At 68.1% G+C, this 17,049-nt stretch carries 18 protein-coding genes; all 18 read right to left on the reverse strand.

Annotation, left to right across the window (positions count from 1 at the left end; translation table 11 throughout):
* Positions 1-50 precede the first annotated feature (50 nt).
* A complete protein-coding gene (gene flhA / locus ACI2JH_RS17740; RefSeq protein ID WP_182657512.1) occupies positions 51-2,153 on the reverse strand; it encodes a flagellar biosynthesis protein FlhA in 2,103 nt (700 codons plus the stop codon).
* Positions 2,150-3,295: a flagellar biosynthesis protein FlhB gene (flhB, locus tag ACI2JH_RS17745; protein WP_101099703.1), complete on the reverse strand. Its 1,146-nt coding sequence runs from the start codon at positions 3,293-3,295 to the stop codon at positions 2,150-2,152. Before flhB ends, flhA begins: the two co-directional genes overlap by 4 nt.
* 67 nt (positions 3,296-3,362) lie before the next feature.
* Positions 3,363-4,154, reverse strand: coding sequence for a flagellar biosynthetic protein FliR (fliR, locus tag ACI2JH_RS17750; RefSeq protein WP_191768803.1), 792 nt, complete (start codon positions 4,152-4,154; stop codon positions 3,363-3,365).
* A 10-nt stretch (positions 4,155-4,164) separates the two neighbouring features.
* Entirely contained in the window at positions 4,165-4,434 is a 270-nt protein-coding gene (locus ACI2JH_RS17755; protein WP_042615527.1) for a flagellar biosynthetic protein FliQ, read from the reverse strand.
* A gap of 58 nt (positions 4,435-4,492) precedes the next feature.
* The gene (gene fliP / locus ACI2JH_RS17760; RefSeq protein ID WP_101099710.1) at positions 4,493-5,281 is read right to left on the reverse strand and encodes a flagellar type III secretion system pore protein FliP; all 789 of its coding nucleotides are present in this window, start codon (positions 5,279-5,281) and stop codon (positions 4,493-4,495) included.
* A 10-nt stretch (positions 5,282-5,291) separates the two neighbouring features.
* Positions 5,292-5,702 (reverse strand): flagellar biosynthetic protein FliO, encoded by a 411-nt coding sequence (fliO, locus tag ACI2JH_RS17765; protein WP_404736844.1) that lies wholly within the window; start codon positions 5,700-5,702, stop codon positions 5,292-5,294.
* Positions 5,703-5,704: 2 nt separating this feature from the next.
* Positions 5,705-6,040 carry a flagellar motor switch protein FliN gene (gene fliN / locus ACI2JH_RS17770; protein WP_042615526.1) on the reverse strand — a complete coding sequence of 112 codons (336 nt, stop codon included), beginning with the start codon at positions 6,038-6,040 and terminating at the stop codon, positions 5,705-5,707.
* A complete protein-coding gene (gene fliM, locus ACI2JH_RS17775) occupies positions 6,037-7,044 on the reverse strand; it encodes a flagellar motor switch protein FliM (RefSeq protein ID WP_101099705.1) in 1,008 nt (335 codons plus the stop codon). Before fliM ends, fliN begins: the two co-directional genes overlap by 4 nt.
* A 9-nt stretch (positions 7,045-7,053) precedes the next feature.
* Positions 7,054-7,575 carry a flagellar basal body-associated protein FliL gene (gene fliL, locus ACI2JH_RS17780; RefSeq protein WP_101099706.1) on the reverse strand — a complete coding sequence of 174 codons (522 nt, stop codon included), beginning with the start codon at positions 7,573-7,575 and terminating at the stop codon, positions 7,054-7,056.
* A gap of 570 nt (positions 7,576-8,145) precedes the next feature.
* Positions 8,146-9,237: a flagellar hook-length control protein FliK gene (locus tag ACI2JH_RS17785; RefSeq protein WP_404736836.1), complete on the reverse strand. Its 1,092-nt coding sequence runs from the start codon at positions 9,235-9,237 to the stop codon at positions 8,146-8,148.
* On the reverse strand, positions 9,237-9,695 hold the full coding sequence (gene fliJ / locus ACI2JH_RS17790) for a flagellar export protein FliJ (RefSeq protein WP_101099025.1): 459 nt from the start codon (positions 9,693-9,695) through the stop codon (positions 9,237-9,239). Before fliJ ends, ACI2JH_RS17785 begins: the two co-directional genes overlap by 1 nt.
* The gene (locus ACI2JH_RS17795) at positions 9,692-11,077 is read right to left on the reverse strand and encodes a FliI/YscN family ATPase (RefSeq protein ID WP_057507691.1); all 1,386 of its coding nucleotides are present in this window, start codon (positions 11,075-11,077) and stop codon (positions 9,692-9,694) included. The genes fliJ and ACI2JH_RS17795 overlap by 4 nt, the downstream gene beginning before the upstream one ends.
* Complete coding sequence (locus tag ACI2JH_RS17800; RefSeq protein WP_404736837.1) at positions 11,074-11,706, reverse strand: FliH/SctL family protein; 633 nt, start codon at positions 11,704-11,706, stop codon at positions 11,074-11,076. Before ACI2JH_RS17800 ends, ACI2JH_RS17795 begins: the two co-directional genes overlap by 4 nt.
* Positions 11,703-12,704, reverse strand: coding sequence for a flagellar motor switch protein FliG (gene fliG / locus ACI2JH_RS17805; protein ID WP_042615421.1), 1,002 nt, complete (start codon positions 12,702-12,704; stop codon positions 11,703-11,705). The genes ACI2JH_RS17800 and fliG overlap by 4 nt, the downstream gene beginning before the upstream one ends.
* Positions 12,697-14,337 (reverse strand): flagellar basal-body MS-ring/collar protein FliF, encoded by a 1,641-nt coding sequence (gene fliF, locus ACI2JH_RS17810; protein ID WP_182657658.1) that lies wholly within the window; start codon positions 14,335-14,337, stop codon positions 12,697-12,699. Before fliF ends, fliG begins: the two co-directional genes overlap by 8 nt.
* A 12-nt stretch (positions 14,338-14,349) precedes the next feature.
* Entirely contained in the window at positions 14,350-14,718 is a 369-nt protein-coding gene (gene fliE / locus ACI2JH_RS17815; protein WP_182657657.1) for a flagellar hook-basal body complex protein FliE, read from the reverse strand.
* A 145-nt stretch (positions 14,719-14,863) separates the two neighbouring features.
* Positions 14,864-15,307 carry a hypothetical protein gene (locus ACI2JH_RS17820; protein WP_404736838.1) on the reverse strand — a complete coding sequence of 148 codons (444 nt, stop codon included), beginning with the start codon at positions 15,305-15,307 and terminating at the stop codon, positions 14,864-14,866.
* Positions 15,308-15,569: 262 nt separating this feature from the next.
* Entirely contained in the window at positions 15,570-17,048 is a 1,479-nt protein-coding gene (locus tag ACI2JH_RS17825) for a sigma-54 dependent transcriptional regulator (RefSeq protein WP_404736839.1), read from the reverse strand.
* Position 17,049 lies beyond the last annotated feature (1 nt).

Below are 17,049 nucleotides of genomic sequence, written 5' to 3' on the forward strand. Positions count from 1 at the left end.
CGTTGCAATGGCGCTGCTGCCGGCTTTCCGCCACCGGGTGGAAGCGCGGCTCAGCTGATGGTGCCTACCAGCTTCAAGCGCTTGTCCTCGGGGACTTCGCTGTAGGCCAGCACCGACAGCGCAGGAACGCTGTGGCGGACCAGCCGTGCCAACGCGGCACGGACCGGGCCGGGTACCAGCACCACGGCGGGCTCGTTGCGGGCTTCCTGCTTGCTGACACAGTCGGCAAGGCTCTGATGCAGCCGTTCGGCGAGTCCGGGTTCCAGCGCAGCGCCGTTGCCCTGCGTGGACTCCTGCAAGACGCGTTCCAATTGCGGGTTGAGGGTGAACACCGGCAGCTCGGCGGACATCCCGGCGATCTCCTGCACGATGAAGCGGCCCAGCGTGTTGCGTACCGCCGCGGTGAGCGTGGCAGGGTCCTGGCTGGACGGCGCCGTCTCCACCAGCGCTTCGGCGATCTTGCGCAGCTGGCGCACCGGGATCCGTTCGACCAGCAGGTTCTGCAGCACGCGCACCACGATCGACAGCGGCAGCGCCTTGGGGGTCAGGTCTTCCACCAGCTTGGGCGCGCTCTTGGCCAGGTTGGCCAGCAGCTGCTGCACTTCTTCGTGGCCGAGCAGTTCCGGGGCGTGTTCGCGGATCAGGTGCGAAAGATGGGTGGCGACCACGGTGGCCGGATCGACCACGGTGTAGCCCATCGTTTCAGCGTGGGCGCGCTGGTGCGGCTGGATCCAGGTGGCATCCAGCCCGAAGGCCGGATCCTTGCCGGCGATGCCGTCCAGCTGGCCCAGCGCGCTGCCCGGGTCGAGCGCAAGCTCGCGGTCGGGATGGATCTCCGCGGTGGCCACCGGCACACCGTGGATCAGCAGGCGGTAAGCGGTGGCGGGCAGTTCCAGGTTGTCGCGGATGTGGACCGAGGGGATCAGGAAGCCGATGTCCTGGGTCAGCTTGCGGCGCACGCCCTTGATGCGTGCCATCAGCTCGCCCCCTTGGGCGGCGTCCACCAGCGGGATCAGCCGGTAACCGACTTCCAGTCCCAGTGGATCCACCGGACGCAGTTCGTCCCAGGTCAGTTCGGCCGTCGGTGCCGGGGCCGCCGGACGACCGAGCGCATCCATCGGCGGGGCAGCCGGTGCAGTGCTCGCCGGGTCCAGTGCCGCCTGGCTTTTCTTCCAGGCTTTCCAGGCCAGGAAGCCGAGGATCGCGGCCAGCGTCAGGAAGGCGACGTTGGGCATGCCCGGTACCAGGCCAACCACGCCGATGATACCGGCGGTGATGGCCAGGGCGCGGTACTGGCCGAACACCTGGCCCATCATCGCCTGGCTCATGTCCTGCGAGCGCGAGGCGCGGGTGACCAGCATCGCCACCGCGCTGGACACCAGCAGGGCCGGCAGCTGCGCCACCAGACCGTCACCGATGGACAGCAGGGTGTAGGTGGCGGCGGCATCGCCGAAGGCCATGCTGTGCTGGAGCATGCCCACGGCCAGCCCGCCGATCAGGTTGATGAAGAGGATCAGGATGCCGGCGATCGCATCGCCGCGGATGAACTTGCTGGCACCGTCCATCGCGCCGTAGAAGTCCGCTTCCTCGCGCACTTCCTCGCGGCGCAGCTTGGCTTCCTCGCGCGTCAACAATCCGGCATTCAGGTCGGCATCGATGGCCATCTGCTTGCCCGGCATCGCATCGAGGATGAAGCGCGCGGTCACTTCGGAAACCCGTCCGGCACCCTTGGTGATCACCACGAAATTGATGATGGTCAGGATCGCGAAAACCACGATGCCGACCGCGTAGTTGCCGCCGATGACGAACTCACCGAAGGCGGCGATCACCTTGCCGGCTGCTTCGTGGCCGTTCTGGCCGTTGAGCAGGATCACCCGGGTGGAGGCCACGTTCAGCGCCAGCCGCAGCATGGTGGTGACCAGCAGCACGATCGGGAAGATGGTGAAGTCCAGTGGTCGCTTCACGTACACCACCGCCAGCAGCACCATCATCGAAATGGCGATGTTGAAGGTGAACAGCGCATCCAGCACCGGCGCGGCCAGGGGCACCACGACCATCGCCAGCAGGGCCATGACGATCAACGGCGCGCCAAGGCCCTGGCGGATCATCGCCAGCACGTTGCGGGTGTTGAGGCCGCCGGCCTGCGCGCTCATCGGCCCGCTCCGTCAAGCGGCGTGCCGGGCGGATGTTCGGCCACGTCCACGTAGGGCTGGGCCGGCATCGGGCCGCTGCGCCAGTTGCGCAGCTGGTAGACATAGGACAGCACCTGGGCAACGGCCGAATACAGTCTCACGGGGATTTCCTTTCCGAGTTCCCCTTCCCTATACAAGGCGCGTGCCAACGGCGGCGCCGAGACGATCGCCACCTTGTTGCCTTCGGCGATCTTGCGGATGTGCAGGGCGGTTTCATCCACGCCCAGCGCGACCACCGTGGGCGCGCCCATCTTGCCGCCTTCGTACTTCAGCGCCACCGCGTAGTGGGTTGGATTGACCAGCACCACGTCGGCGGTCGGCACCGCTTCCATCATCCGGCGGTTGGCCATCTGGTGCTGCATCTGGCGGATGCGTCCCTTCACTTCCGGGCTGCCCTCGCTCTCCTTCATTTCGCGGCGCAGCTCTTCGCGGGTCATCTTCAGCTTGCGCATCCAGTTCCAGCGCTGGTACGGCGCATCGATGGCGGCCAGCAGCAGCATCGCCACCGCCGTGCCCAGCAGCAGCTTCAGGGTGAAGCCCAGCCCGCGCACGATCGCGCTTTCCAGCGGCAGGTGCAGCAGGCCGCGCAGCAGGTCCATGCCCCCCCACATCACGATGCCGGCGCCCACGCCGACGAAGGCCACGCGCAGCAGCGACTTGGTGAACTCGGCGATGGCTTCCGGCCCGTACAGCCGCTTGAGTCCGGAGGCCGGATTCATCCGGGTGAAGTCCGGCATCATCGCCTTGGCCGACCAGCGCAGGCCGCCCATCGCCACCGGGGCGAGGAAACTGGCCAGCAGGCAGACGATCAGCAGCGGGGCGGTCACCAGCAGCAGCCGCAGGAACAGGTCGCCGACATGCCCGAACAGCTCCATCGGGTGCTGGCGCAGGGCCAGGTCCGGCTTCAGCGCCTGCTTCATCCAGTCGATCGCGCCGGCCGCCAGGCTGCCGCCGGTCGCCATCACCGCCAGCACGCCGCCACCGAACACCGCAGCGGTGGCCAGCTCGCGCGAGCGCGGCGTGTTGCCTTGTTCGCGGGCCTCGCGCAGGCGTTTTTCTGTCGGTTGTTCGGTCTTTTCGCCGCCGTCTTCGTTCTCGGACATCGCGCGCAGGTCTCAGGGGATCACCGCCTGGCTGCAAGATCCATGCCTGCAGGAGCCGGACCCGGGGTCAGCGCACCACCGCGCCAGCGGCCTCGAAGGCAGCGTCGAACAGGCGCTGCACCGGCGGACCCATCTCACCGGCCAGCACCGCAAGCAAGGCCAAACCGAGCAGCAGGGACACCGGCAGGCCGAGCTGGATCGGGTTGAGCGCCGGTGCGGCACGGGCCAGTGCACCGAAGGCCAGGTTCACCGCCAGCATCGCCACGATCAACGGCAGCGCCAGGCCCACGCCGCCGCGCAGCACGGTCAGCAGGAAGGTGGGCGCGATGCCGACCAGGGCCGCGGGGTCGGGCAGCGTGGTGCCGATGGGAAGCGCGCGATAGCTGTCCACCAGCAGCGAGATCAGCGCCAGATGGCCATTGGCGGTGAAGAACAGCAGGCCGAACATCAGGTAGAACCACTGCCCGATGACGCCCGAGCTGCCGCCGCGCATGGGGTCGGCCATCTGCGCGAAAGACAGTCCGGTGCCCTGGGCGATGAGCTCGCCGGCCAGCGCGCCGGCTTCGAACACCAGCCGCAGCATGAAGCCGATGGTGATGCCGATGACCAGCTCGCGGAAGATGGTCAGCACGGTGGCGGCATCGAAGCCGACCCAGCTGGGGACCGGCGGCAGGATCGGCGCCAGCGCGATCGCCAGCGTGGCCGACAGCAGCAGCTTGATCCGTGACGGTACCGCACGCGTGCCGATCAACGGCATCGCCATGATCATCGCGCCCAGCCGCAGCAGGGTCCACAGCGTGTCGCCGATCATCCCGAACGCCTGCAGGCCGTCCGATGCCATCTGGGTAGCCGGATCCATCGCCGCGTGCCTAGCCGATCAGGTGCGGGATGCGCTGGAACAGCAGGATGGTGAACTCCACCATGTGCCCCAGCAACAGGCTGCCCAGCGCGAACAGCACCGCGGTCAGCGCGGCCGCCTTGGCCACGAAGGCGATGGTGGGTTCATTGAGCTGGGTGGCGGCCTGCACCACGCCAACCACCACGCCGACCACCAGCACGGTCAACAGCAGCGGGCCGGCTACCCACAAGGTAGCGATCAGGCCGCCACGCAGTTCGGTCAAGGCAAGTTCGGGAGACATCGCGGTTCCGTTGTGTGACGTTCTATGTAGCCTCGAGCTTGCTCGAGGGCTTTGTGCTTCAGGCAGGATTGAAGCTGGCCGCCAGCGTGCCGACGGTCAGCACCCAACCATCCACCAGCACGAACAGCAGGATCTTGAACGGGGCCGACACCAGCATCGGCGAGAGCATCATCATGCCCATCGACATCAGGACGCTGGCTACGACCAGGTCGATGATCACGAACGGGATGAAGATCAGGAAGCCGATCTCGAAGGCGGTCTTCAGCTCGCTGGTGACGAATGAAGCGACCAGCACCGGGAACGGCACGGCATCCGGGCTGGCATAGGTGCCATGCCCGGCGATGCCGGCGAAGGTCATCAGGTCGGTCTCGCGGATCTGCGCCAGCATGAAGCCGCGCAGGGGCTGGGTGGTCAGCGTCCAGGCGGTCTGGAAATCGATCTGGCCATCCAGGTAGGGCGCCATGCCGGCGCTCCATGCCTTGTCCCAGGTGGGCAGCATGATCATCGCGGTGAGGAACAGCGCCAGCCCCAGCAGCACCTGGTTGGACGGGGTCTGGCCGGTGCCCAGCGCCTGCCGCAGCAGGGCCAGCACGACGATGATGCGGGTGAAGGCAGTCAGCACCAGCAGCATCGACGGGATCAGGGTGATCGCGGTCATCAGCAACAGGGTCTGCAACGGCAGGCTGACCGGCTGGCCGCCGATGCGGCCGACGTTGACGTCCGGCAGCGGGGTGCCCGGCGCGCCCGGCGCGGCGAACGCCAGTGCCGGCAGCAGCATCAGCAACAGGGTCAGCCAGGGCAGCCAACGGGCGGTGGCCCGGTTCGGCAGGGCGGGCGTCTTCGACATCAGGCGCATCTCAGGAATCCTTGCGCAGCCGCTGCTGCAGCAACTGGGCGAAATTGGGCAGGTTCTTCAGGTCCGGTACGCGCATCGGCGTCGGCGGTGGCAGCGGTTCGGCCAGCGTGTCCAGCTTGCTGATGCCGCCGGCGGCGACCCCGAGCAGGATCTGTTCGCCGTTGACTTCCAGCACCACCACGCGCTCCTTGGCGCCGACGGCGATGCTGGCGACCAGCTTCAGCCCTTCGGCCTGGCGGAAGCTGCTGCCGGGCATGCGCTTGAGCAACCAGCCCAGCCCGACCACCAACGCCAGCACCAGCAGCAGCGCCAGCACCGCGCCGAACAGGCCCGGGGTGGAGGGTGCATGCTGGCCGACCACCGGGGCCGCAGCCTTGCTGGCGGCCTGGCCGGTGGCAATGAGCAGGGACAGGCTCAACGCAGTCTCCGGATCCGTTCGCTGGGGCTGACCACGTCGGTCAGGCGCACGCCGAAGCGATCGTTGATCACCACCACTTCGCCATGCGCGATCAGGGTGCCGTTGACGAACACATCCAGCGATTCGCCCGCGCCGCGCTCCAGTTCCACCACCGAGCCCTGGTTGAGCTGCAGCAGGTTGCGGATCGGCAGGCGGGCGCGGCCGACTTCCAGCGACAACGTCACCGGCACGTCCAGGATCACGTCCAGGTTGAGGTCGGCACCGGTCGCCTCTTCGGCCTGCAGGGCTTCGAACTGGGCGGCGATGGCTTCTTGGCGCTCGGTTTCATTCATTTCGGTTCTTCCTGGATGACCGGGACGCGTGGACGCGTGCCCGGCGGATGGGTAGCGGTGATCTTCACCGCGTTCATGCCGTTGGCCACGCCGAAGGTGCCGGTGAACACCGGGATCTCTTCGACGCAGATCGGCACGTGCTGCGGCAGCTCGATCGGCAGGATGTCGCCGACCTTCATGCGGGTCAGCTCGCGCAGGCTCATGCGCTTGGTGGCCAGCACGCTGGACAGCGTGACTTCGGCCACGTTGAGCTGTTCGCGCAGGGTCTGGCCCCAGCTTTCGTCACGGTCGTTGCGGTCACTCTGGATGCCGGCATCGAGCAGTTCGCGGATCGGCTCGAGCATCGAATAGGGCAGGGTGACGTGGATGTCGCCGCCACCGCCATCGAGCTCCACGTGAAGCCGGCACACCACCACGTACTCGCGCGGGGTGACGATGTTGGCGAAGTGCGGGTTGATTTCCGAATTGATGTATTCGAACTCCACGTCCATCACCGGCGCCCACGCTTCACGCAGGTCGGCGAAGGTCTGCTTCAGCAGCAGGTGGATCACCCGCATTTCAGTGGCGGTGAACTCACGGCCTTCGATGCGGGTCGGGTAGCGCCCGTCGCCGCCGAAGAAGTTGTCGACGATGGCGAACACCAGGGTGGGTTCGAACACGATCAGCCCGGTGCCGCGCAGCGGCTTGAAGCGGATCAGGTTGAGGTTGGTCGGCACGTACAGCGTGTGCATGTAATCGTTGAACTTGACCAGTTCGATGCCGCGCACGGACAGCTCGGCCGAGCGCCGGATCAGGTTGAACAGGCCGATCCGCCACAGGCGGGCGAAGCGCTCGTGGACCATTTCCAGGGTCGGCATGCGACCGCGGATGATGCGGTCCTGGCTGGCGAAGTCGTAGTTGCGGGCTTCGCCCGGAACTGCGCCGTCGTCGTCGGTCTCCACCGCGCCGCTGTCCACGCCATGCAGCAGGGCATCGATTTCATCCTGTGACAGCAAGTCGTTCATCAGGCGCCCTTACTGGGTCACGAAACTGGTGAACAGCAGGTCGTCGGCGCACTTCTTGCCGGTCTCGGCGAGCAGCACCTTCTGCACTTCTGCCAGCGAGGCGGCCTGCAGTTTCTCCTTGCCGGCGCGGTCGGCGATCTGGTCCGGAGTGACCTGCGAGAACAGCATCAGCAGGCGCGCGCGCAGGGCGGGGGAATGAGTCTTGATCGATTCCAGCGCGGAGCTGTCGCGGGTCATCAGCTGCACTTCCACCTGCAGGTAGCGCGGGCCGTCGACCGGGCCGTTGAGGTTGACCACGAACGGTGGTTCCAGGCCGAAGTACTGGGCCGGGGCCGGCGGCGCCTTCGGCTTGGCCTGGGTGGCGGGGGCGCCATCGGCGGCATGCGGGGCCTGGGTGAAGTACCACACGCCGCCACCGGCGGCGGCAGCGGCGACGACCGCGATCAGGGCGATCACAAGCACGGGACGGCGCGAGGGAGCGGCCTTGTCCTTGTCGGCGGATTTCTTGGTTTTATCTGCGGCTGCGGCCACGTGTGGAGCTCCTGGAGGTTGCCTCCGGGCACATGCAAGTGGCGTGCCGCAATGGTTGGCGGCGAACGGCTGGGCCCCTCGTGGTGGGACGCGTTGTGGTTGGTTTTCTGGGTTGGGCGGGGCGGGAGGGGCTTGGCGGGGGACGCCGTGAATCCGTCCGTGGAGGCTCGGCGCCGCATCCATGCGGCTTTAACGCCCCCGCCAACCCCTCCCGCCCCGCCCCGACAGCCCGCGCGCGCGTCCCGCCACGTAAAAAATTAAGAATAGAGGCAGGGGTCAGAGTCCTTTCGCTACGCGAAAGGACTCTGACCCCGTCCGGCGCTCCTGCTTTTGCTTCTTTTTTTCTTTTCCGTGGTGGGCGCACGCACCGTGCCACAGGGCCGGGCGGTGGGGCTGGGCGGGGGCGTTGAGCGCCATGGATGGCGCGAAACGAGGCCCGCAGGAGCGGCTCTTGCCGTCCCCCGACCAGCCCCACCGCCCGGCCCAACCCAGTGAGCTGCTCCAAACGAACCACCACGAGGGGCTCCGCCGTTCGCGACCACCTGACGGTTTATTGGCGGCGGCAAACCGTCACGCGTGTACGTCCAGCAGCCCCCGCTGGCGGATCAACTGGGCGCTGGAGAGCGTCACCTCTGCCGTGCCAAGGTCGCCATCGCCGCTGGCGGGGAAGCTGCCGCCACGCGGGGACTGGCCGGAGTCACCCTGCTGTTGCTGGCCGACATCGGCATGGGCGAGCTGGAAGCCCTGCTCGCCGAGCAGCTCACGCAGCCGCGGCAGGCTGCTTTCCAGCGCATGGCGCACATCGACATGCGGGCTGCTGAAGCTGGCGTGGACCTTGTCGCCGTCCATCTGCAGGCGCACGTCGATCGTGCCCATGTCCTCGGGACTGATGCGGATGTGGGCGTGGCCGATCTTCTGTTCGGCCAGCCAGCCGACGCGTGCGCTGATGGCTTCATCGAAGCCTTCCTGCCCGAGTATCGGGGTGGGGGTCGGGTCAAGCGCCCGCGCCAAGGTGATGTCGGCGGCCGAACGGACGGCCTGCAGCGCACCGGGGGCGTGCAGCAGCGGGGCAGGGGCGGCTTCGTCGTTGGCTTCGCCCGGTTCTGCGCTCAGCGCGGCCAGCGCAGCCTCGATGTCGGCCGGCAATGCGCCCGCTGCAGGGCCGTCCGGCACCAGTGCGATGCCGCCCGCGGCGGCGGCTGCGCCGGGGTTCGCCAGTGCAGGCAATGCCGAGGCGGGCGCCGATGCCGCAGTGCCGTTCGTCGCTGGGGTGGCCGAGGCAGGCGCGGCTTCCGGTGCCACCACCGGTGCGGCGGACAGGAGCAGGCCGGCCAGTCCCGGCGGCGGCCACGCGGCGGCCACCTCATCGGATGGTTCGGTCTCGGCGTTGTCGGCGGGTGCAGCCGGGTCGGCCGGCGTTGCCTCGGCGGCAGGGTCGGCGGCGGCTGCTTCTGCGTGCTCGCCAGGAGCCTGCGCATCCTTCCGGGGCGGGGCTGCATCGGTGGCCTGCGAGGCTGGCGTGGCGGAGGGCTTGCTGCGCTCACCACCCTTCAGCAGGCGGTCGAACCCGTTGCCGGGCGCTTCGCTGCCAGCCGATGCGGTGCGTGCGGACGTGCCGTTACCGGCGCTGGTGGGCACACCGCTCGCGAGGGGAGATGCCATCATGACTGGCCGCCGGATTCGCCGTCGCCGGCCTGCAGCAGACGTACGCGGCGGGCTCCGAGGTCATCCATCTCGCGCTGGGTGCGCTTTTCCACCACCTGCTGTTCCTGCGCGCGATAGCTTGCGGCCAGCTGCTCGAGTACCTGCTTGTCACGGCTGGCCAGCAGCAGGCGCGCGCGCTCGGCTTCCACCTTTTCGCGGTTGCTGTCCACGGTCTGGCTCTGCTGGCTGACCGCGCTGTCCAGCCGGTCCAGGAAGGCGCGCCGGTTCAGCAGCTGCGCCGGGCTGGTGGCGGCCATCTGTGCGTTGGCGTACTCCTCGGCATAGCGGCGCAGTTCGTCCAGCCGCGACAGATGGGTGTCCAGGGTGCGCTGGCGCTCGGCGAGGTCGCGGGCGACGGTGTCTTCCTTTTCCTGCGCGCGCTTGAGCAGCGGGTCGATGCGCTTGGATTGCATCATGCGGGGTTCTCCGGTTCCACCAGGCGCTTCAATGCGGCCTGGCTGTGGGGAAGGTCGGCAGCCTTGGCCACGTCCTGGCCGAGGAATTCGACGATCTCCGGCCAGCGTTCCAGTGCTTCGTCGGTGGCCGCGTCGTTGCCACGCTGGTAAGCACCGATGGCGATCAGGTCACGGTTGGAGGAGTACGCCGAGACCAGCCGCTTCAGCTTGCGGATGCGCAGGCGCCACGGCTCGTCGGCGATCTCGGTGACCACGCGGCTGACCGACGCTTCCACGTCGATGGCCGGGTACAGGCCGCTGTCGGCGACCCGCCGCGACAGCAGGATGTGGCCGTCGAGGATGGCGCGCGCCGCATCGGCGATGGGATCCTGCGGATCATCGCCCTCGGTCAGCACGGTGTAGAACGCGGTGATCGAGCCGCGGCCCTTGGCGCCGTTGCCGGCGCGCTCCACCAGCGCAGGCAGCTTGGCAAACACCGATGGCGGGTAGCCGCGGGTGGTGGGCGGTTCGCCGACCGACAAGCCGATTTCACGCTGGGCCTGGGCGAAACGGGTCAGCGAATCCATCAGCAGCAGCACGTTCAGACCCTGGTCGCGGTACCACTCGGCAATCGCCGTTGCCCGGTAAGCACCGTGCAGGCGCGCCAGCGGCGGGCGGTCGGCCGGGGCGGCCACCACCACCGCGCGGCGCAGGCCTTCTTCGCCGAGCGTGGATTCGACGAAGTCGCGCACTTCGCGGCCACGTTCGCCGATCAGCCCGACCACGATCACGTCGGCGGAGGTGAAGCGGGTCATCATGCCGAGCAGGGTGGACTTGCCGACGCCGGAACCGGCGAACAGGCCCACGCGCTGGCCGCGTCCGATCGGCAGCAGCGCATTGATCGCGCGCACGCCGACGTCCAGCGGCTGGGTGATCGGTTCGCGCGAAAGCGGATTCATCGACACGCCGGCCATCCCGACCGAGCCTTCGGCACGGATCGGACCCTTGCCATCCAGCGGCACGCCATCGCTGTCGATGACCCGGCCAAGCAGGCCTTCTCCCACGTCCACGCCGCCGCCGCGCCGCAGCGAGGGCACCACGCGGGCGTTCGGCAGCAGGCCATGCAGTTCGGCGCTGGGCATCAGGTAGGTGCGTTCGCCGGCGAAGCCGACCACCTCCGAATCCACCCATCCGCCGTCCACTTCCACCTTGCAGCTGGCGCCGAGCGGGGCTTCGCAGCCGACCGCTTCCAGGGTCAGGCCGACGGCGCGGCGCAGCACGCCTTCGCGGATCAGCCCACGTCCGTGCAGGGTGTCGAAATTCAGGGCATCCAGGCGGGCGCCCAGGCGCAGATTGCGGGCACCGGTCCATTCCGGCGGCAGCGGCAGGTCCAAGGTGCTCATGTCGCGCTCCCGACCTGGCGCATCACCTTGTCCAGCGCGCCGCGCAGGCGGGCTTCCAGGGTGCCGTCGATGCGCACGCTTTCGGCATGCACGCGCAGGTCGCCGCGACTGAGCGCTGCGTCGGGGACCAGGCGCTGCTGCGGCGACAGGGTGAGCAGGGGCGACAATGCGGCGATGTCATCCGGGTGCAGGCGCACCTCGACATCACGGCTGCTGGTGCCGACCGCATCCACGCCTTCGGCGACCAGCTGCGCCAGCAGTTCCGGATCGGTCTGGTACGCGCGGCCGACCAGGGTGCCGGCGATGCGTACGGCCAGTTCGCCCAGCGCGGCGACGGCCTCGTTTTCCAGCCGCACCAGCGGCCGGCTGAAGTTGTCCAGGATGCCTTCCATCTGCGCGACCACGCGGCGCACTTCGGCCTGCCCTTGGGCATAGCCTTCGGCGTGGCCATGGGCGAACCCTTCTTTCTCGGCGGCGTCCTGGATGGCCTGGATTTCTTCCAGCGTGGGCGGCTGCAGGATCGGTTCGGGTTCGATCTCCGGCTCGTCGTGCAGGGCCTGCTCGTCGAGCAGCAGCTGCGTGGCGGCCAGCAGGTCGGGGGCATTCCAGCGGATCGCGGTGTTGTTCACAGCATCGCCTCCGCGCTGCCGCCCAGGGTGACCGTGCCTTCATCGGCCATGCGCTTGACGATGGCCAGGATCTCGCGCTGCGCCCCTTCCACGTCGGACAGGCGCACCGGACCGCGTGCCTCCATGTCTTCCAGCAGGATCTCCGCGGCGCGCTGGGACATGTTGCGGGTGATCTTGTCGCGCACCCGGATGTCGGCGCCGCGCAGGGCCAGGCCCAGCCGCTCGCCACTGACTTCGCGCAGCACCAGCTGCATTTCGCGGTCGTCCAGGTCCACCAGGTCGTCGAACACGAACATCATTTCCTGGATGCGGCCGCTCAGCGACGCATCCACGCGGGCGATCTCGCCCAGGATCACCTGGTCCTGCCCGCTGTCCATGAAGTTGAGGATGTTGGCCGCCACCTGCACGCCGCCGATGTTGGACGACTTCAGGTTCTGGTTGCCGGCGAACTGGCGTTCCATGATTTCGTTCAACTCGTTCAGCGCGTTCGGCGGGATCCCGTCGAGCGTGGCGATGCGCAGCAGCACGTCCACGCGGGTGCGCTCGGGCAGCAGCTTCAGCGCGTCGGCGGCCTGGTCGGTTTCCAGGTGGGCCATCACGATGGCGATGATCTGCGGGTGTTCGTTGCGCACCAGATCGGCCACTGCGCGCGGATCCATCCACTTCAGCGCGTCCAGCCCGGTGGTGTTGCGGCCGAGTAGGATGCGGTCGATCAGGCTGTTGGCCTTCTCACTGCCCAGCGCCTGCACCAGCATGTTGCGGATGTAGTCGTCCGATCCCACGCCCAGCGAGGTCTTGGACATCAGTTCGTTGTTGAAGCTGTCCATCACCCCTTCGACCTGTTCGCGGGTGACGTTGCTCATGGTCGCCATGGCGATGCCGATCTTCTGCACCTCCTTCGGCTCCATGTGGCGCAGCACGTCGGCTGCCTCCTGTTCGCCGAGCGACAGCAGCAGGATGGCGGCGCGCTGCACGCCGTTGAGCTGGGCCTCACTCATGCGCCACCCAGCCCTTGACCACCTGGGCCACCCGCTTGGAGTCTGTCTTCACTGATTCGCGTGCCATCCGCAGTCGTTCTTCGTAAGAGTCCACCGGCAGTGCCAGCGGTACGCCGCCCAGGCTGGCGCGGTCGCGCTCCAGGGCCGGCAGGTCCATGTCATCGTCCACCAGCTGCACATCGGCGGTGAGCGGATCCTGGCCGAGCTGCGCCGGCTTCGGGCCGTTGCCGCTGATCGCACGCAGGGCGGGGCGTAGCACGCCGAACAGCAGCGCCAGGACCACGATGGCGCCCAGCAGCAGGCGCAGCCCATCCTGCACCCACGGCAGTTCCCACCAGTTCGGGCCTTCGATCGGGGTCACTTCGCGCACGAACGGGGCATTCATCACCGACACGGTGTCGCCGCGCTCGGCGTTGAAGCCGACCGCCTGCTTGACCAGTCCTTCGATGCGGGTCAGCTCGGCTGCCGACAGCGCCTGTTCGGTCATCTTGCCGTTTGCGCCGGGGCGCGGCACGTTGTCCAGCAATACCGCCACCGAAACGCGTTCGATGCGGCCACCCGGCTGCCGGGTGTGCTGCAGGGTGCGGTCCAGTTCGTAGTTGCGCGTGGCATTGCGCGAGGTCTCCGTCGGTGCGGCCGCGGTGGCCGCCGGCGCAGGCTGGCCCGGCGGGGCATTGCTGGCCGCCCCCGGCACACCCTGCGGGCCGGCCGTGCTGGTGGAGTTCTCGCTGGTCTGTTCGCTGCGCACCTTGGCCGGCTCGCCGTTGTACAGCTCGCGCGCCTCTTCGGTGGTGGAAAAGTCCATCGCCACCGTTACTTCCGGCTTGACCCGGCCGGGGCCGGTCATCGGTTCCAGCAATTCGCGGATGCGCTGGTTGAACGAGGTTTCCTGGCGACGCACCTGTTCGAACTGGGCCGCATTGAGCGCCGCTTCGCTGTTCGGATCGGACACGCTGAGCATGCGGCCGCTCTGGTCGACCACGGTGACCCGCTCAGGGGCCAGGTCCGGGATGCTGGCGGCAACCATGTGCACGATGGCGTCGACCTGGCCGCGCTCCAACTGCTGGCCACCGCGCAGTTCCAGCACCACTGAGGCACTGGCCACGTCGCGCTGGCGTGTGAACGCGCTGGGCTTGGGGATGGCCAGGTGGACGCGGGAATCGCGCACCGGGCGCAGCGTGTTGATGGTGCGCGACAGTTCGGTTTCCAGCGAGTGCTGGTAGCGCGCGCTCTCCACGAACTGGCTGACACCAAAGCCCGGGTCGCGCTCCATCAGTTCGAAGCCGAGCCGGCCGTTGTCGGTCAGGCCGGAGCTGGCCAGCTTCAGGCGCGCATCGTGCAGGTTCTTCTCCGGCACGGTGATGCCGCCGGTGGCCGCGTCCAGTTCGAACGGAATCTGGGCGGCCCGCAGCAGATCGGTGGCCTCGGCGGTCGCCTTCTGGTCCAGGCCGGTGTACAGCGGCACCATGCCCGGCTTCTGCGACCAGAAGAACACGGCCAGGCCGGCGGCCACGGCCACTGCGATCATCGCCATCAGGCCCAGGCGGCGGGCGATCTGCAGGCTCTGCAGGCGATCAAACCACTGCCCGGCCTTCTCGCCGTTCAGTGCTTCCTTGGAAAGGGTCAAAGCCATCGCAGGTGATCCTTACAGCGGCATGTTCATCACGTCCTGGTAAGCCTGGACGAGACGGTTGCGGACTTCCACGGTGGCGCGGAAGGCGATCTGGGACTGCTGCGAAGCGACCATGACCTTGGCCAGGTCTGCGCCCGGGACGCCAAGTTCGAAGTCGCGGGCGAGGGCGCCGGACTTGGCCTGTGCCTCGTTCACCCCGGACAGGGCGCCACGCAGGGTGTCGCTGAAACTGGCAGGCGCGGGCGCGCCGATGGTGCCCGGGGCTCCGGTCGGGATCGCATTGGTACGCGGCATCTCCCCCAGCGGGCTGGCCAGAGGCTGCGAGGCCTGGGTCTGGAAGCTGCGGATCTGCGAAAGGATCGAGGTGACGGAGTGGGTCATGTGGCGCGATTCCATGGAGCGGGAACGAGGAGGCTTGCCCCGGTGCTCATGCAAGTGCCGTGCCGGAATCGCTGAGTGGTTCAGCTGCCATGCGGGCAGGCGATGACGGAAACCCGGCGCCGGGTTTCCGCCTCGCCGCTGCGTTTCAGCGCGGCTGCAGGGTCCAGGTGCCACCGTTCTGGCGGCGCCGCGGTTCGATCGGGCCATCGAACTGGGTGAAGATGAAACGCCCCTGCAGGTCGGTGTGGCAGCTCAGCATCAACTGATAGTGGCTGTCGCCGGCTTCGAAGGCTTCATGCATGTCGATGACCGCCATGTTGTCGGCGATGCGCCGATAGGCATAGCTGCCGTGGAAGCGCAGGCGCGTGCCGAGCACGCTGAGCAGGTAGCGGTTGCCCGAGAAATCCACGCGGACCATGCGCCCGGCGTTCGGATTGTCCGGACGCCAGGTGGGGTCGCTGAGATTGGTGAAGCGGCGGCCGTCGAGATGCTCGGGCAGGCGGCAGCCGGGCTCGGCGGTGTAGGGGTTGGCGTACGCGGCGGGGAGCAGGCCGGCGGCCAGCGGAAGAAGCCAGAAAGAAGTGCGCATGGAGGTGCTCCGGCAGGACGGAGCTTCCAGCGTGCGCTTGGAAATGGGTGCCGGCCTTAAGAAAAGCCCCAATCGGCGCGTGGGCGCTTCTCGGTAGTGACGGCCGTCTCATCCGGTGTGTGAAGACCGTTGGTCGTGGTGGGTGACGACCGTCGCATCCGGTGGGTGACGACCGTTGGTCGTCACGTCGTTGCCCTTGCCGCTGCGCTCGCCGAGCGTGGCTCGGCGCTACCAGCGTTGCCGGCGTTCTCCGCCGTTTCGGTCAGCCAGTCAGTTCCGGCTGGTCGCGTTCGATACCGTACTTGCGCAGCTTTTCCACCAGCGTCGTGCGACGCAGGCCCAGCAGCTGGGCGGCATGCGCCACCACGCCCTGGGTGCGTTCCAGCGCCTCGTGGATCAGCGCCAGTTCGATGGTCGCCATATGGTTGCGCAGGTCCAGCCCGTCATCCGGCAGGCCGGCCGGCGGCGCCGGTGGGGCATGGCCCTGGCCGGGGGCATGGAAGGAGAAGCTACGCAGGTCCAGCCGGTCATCGCCGGAGGCCGGGGCGTCCACGACGGGGGCGACTGCTACCGCCGGCACCGGCAGGTCGGCCCGATAACGCACCGGCAGATCCTGCACGCGCACGGTGCCACCGGGATGCAGCACGGCCAGGCGCTCGACCAGGTTGGTCAGTTCGCGCACGTTGCCAGGCCAGGCATAGGTGGTCAGCGCCTGCAGCGCCTCGGGCGCGAAACGGACTTCGCCACGGCCGGTGCGCGCCAGCTGGGCGGCGATGTTCTCGGCCAGCATCGGCAGGTCTTCGATGCGTTCGCGCAGCGCGGGTACGTCGATCGGGAACACGTTGAGCCGGTAGAACAGGTCCTCGCGGAACTTGCCATCGGCGATGCGGGTTTCCAGGTCGCGGTGGGTGGCGGCGATGACGCGCACGTTGCAGCGGATCGTCTCGTTTCCTCCGACGCGCTCGAAGCTGCGTTCCTGCAGCACGCGCAGCAACTTGACCTGCATCGGCAGGCTCATGTCCCCGATCTCATCCAGCAGCAGGGTGCCGCCCTCGGCCATTTCGAAACGGCCCTTGCGCGTGCTCAGCGCACCGGTGAACGCGCCTTTTTCGTGACCGAACAACTCGCTTTCCAGCAGGTCCGGCGGAATCGCGCCGCAGTTGATCGCAACGAATGGCCCATCGCGGCGCGGTGAGCGCTGGTGGATCGCACGCGACACCACTTCCTTGCCGGTGCCGGACTCGCCCAGTACCAGAACGGTGGTGTCGAACGCCGACACCTGTTCGATCATCTGGCGCAGTGCGATCACCGCTGGCCCGGTGCCGGTGGGGCCTTGTTCCTGCACCGCGCCGGCCTGGTGTTCAGCGTCCAGCCGCTTGAGGCTGGCGCGGCGCAGCAGCGCCTCCATCTGGGCGTGGCGCAGCGGCGCCTCCAGCGGCCAGATGTTGGCCTCATGCATGCCGTGCCGGCGCGCGAACGCCTGTGCATCGCCGTCGATCAACAGCACCGGCGGCGGCAGGCTGCTCTGGCCCAGCCACTGGAACAACGCGCTGCTGGCTTCGTTGTCATCCAGCGCACCGACGATCACCGCCATCCAGTCGTTCTGGCGATAGCGGCCGGTGGAGAAGTCCGCCGCGTCGGACACCCAGCGCGGGTTGAAATCCATGAACTCCAGCAGGGCGACGGTGTGCTCGGCGCGGACAGCGTCATTGTCCAGCAGCAGGATCCGTGACTCGCTCATT

Origin of the sequence: Stenotrophomonas sp. NPDC078853 (assembly GCF_044901215.1) — a bacterium.
Classification (GTDB): Bacteria; Pseudomonadota; Gammaproteobacteria; order Xanthomonadales; family Xanthomonadaceae; genus Stenotrophomonas; species Stenotrophomonas lacuserhaii.

Bases quoted from the DNA above. Each gene is read 5' to 3' on its own strand.
- ACI2JH_RS17795 (WP_057507691.1), bottom strand. From the start codon at position 11,077: ATGAGCACCTTGGACCTGCCGCTGCCGCCGGAATGGACCGGTGCCCGC.
- ACI2JH_RS17785 (WP_404736836.1), bottom strand. From the start codon at position 9,237: ATGGCATCTCCCCTCGCGAGCGGTGTGCCCACCAGCGCCGGTAACGGC.
- fliJ (WP_101099025.1), bottom strand. From the start codon at position 9,695: ATGATGCAATCCAAGCGCATCGACCCGCTGCTCAAGCGCGCGCAGGAA.
- fliF (WP_182657658.1), bottom strand. From the start codon at position 14,337: ATGGCTTTGACCCTTTCCAAGGAAGCACTGAACGGCGAGAAGGCCGGG.
- ACI2JH_RS17820 (WP_404736838.1), bottom strand. From the start codon at position 15,307: ATGCGCACTTCTTTCTGGCTTCTTCCGCTGGCCGCCGGCCTGCTCCCC.
- flhA (WP_182657512.1), bottom strand. From the start codon at position 2,153: ATGAGCGCGCAGGCCGGCGGCCTCAACACCCGCAACGTGCTGGCGATG.
- ACI2JH_RS17755 (WP_042615527.1), bottom strand. From the start codon at position 4,434: ATGTCTCCCGAACTTGCCTTGACCGAACTGCGTGGCGGCCTGATCGCT.
- flhB (WP_101099703.1), bottom strand. From the start codon at position 3,295: ATGTCCGAGAACGAAGACGGCGGCGAAAAGACCGAACAACCGACAGAA.
- fliG (WP_042615421.1), bottom strand. From the start codon at position 12,704: ATGAGTGAGGCCCAGCTCAACGGCGTGCAGCGCGCCGCCATCCTGCTG.
- fliM (WP_101099705.1), bottom strand. From the start codon at position 7,044: ATGAACGACTTGCTGTCACAGGATGAAATCGATGCCCTGCTGCATGGC.
- fliP (WP_101099710.1), bottom strand. From the start codon at position 5,281: ATGTCGAAGACGCCCGCCCTGCCGAACCGGGCCACCGCCCGTTGGCTG.
- fliN (WP_042615526.1), bottom strand. From the start codon at position 6,040: ATGAATGAAACCGAGCGCCAAGAAGCCATCGCCGCCCAGTTCGAAGCC.
- fliR (WP_191768803.1), bottom strand. From the start codon at position 4,154: ATGGATCCGGCTACCCAGATGGCATCGGACGGCCTGCAGGCGTTCGGG.
- fliE (WP_182657657.1), bottom strand. From the start codon at position 14,718: ATGACCCACTCCGTCACCTCGATCCTTTCGCAGATCCGCAGCTTCCAG.
- ACI2JH_RS17825 (WP_404736839.1), bottom strand. From the start codon at position 17,048: ATGAGCGAGTCACGGATCCTGCTGCTGGACAATGACGCTGTCCGCGCC.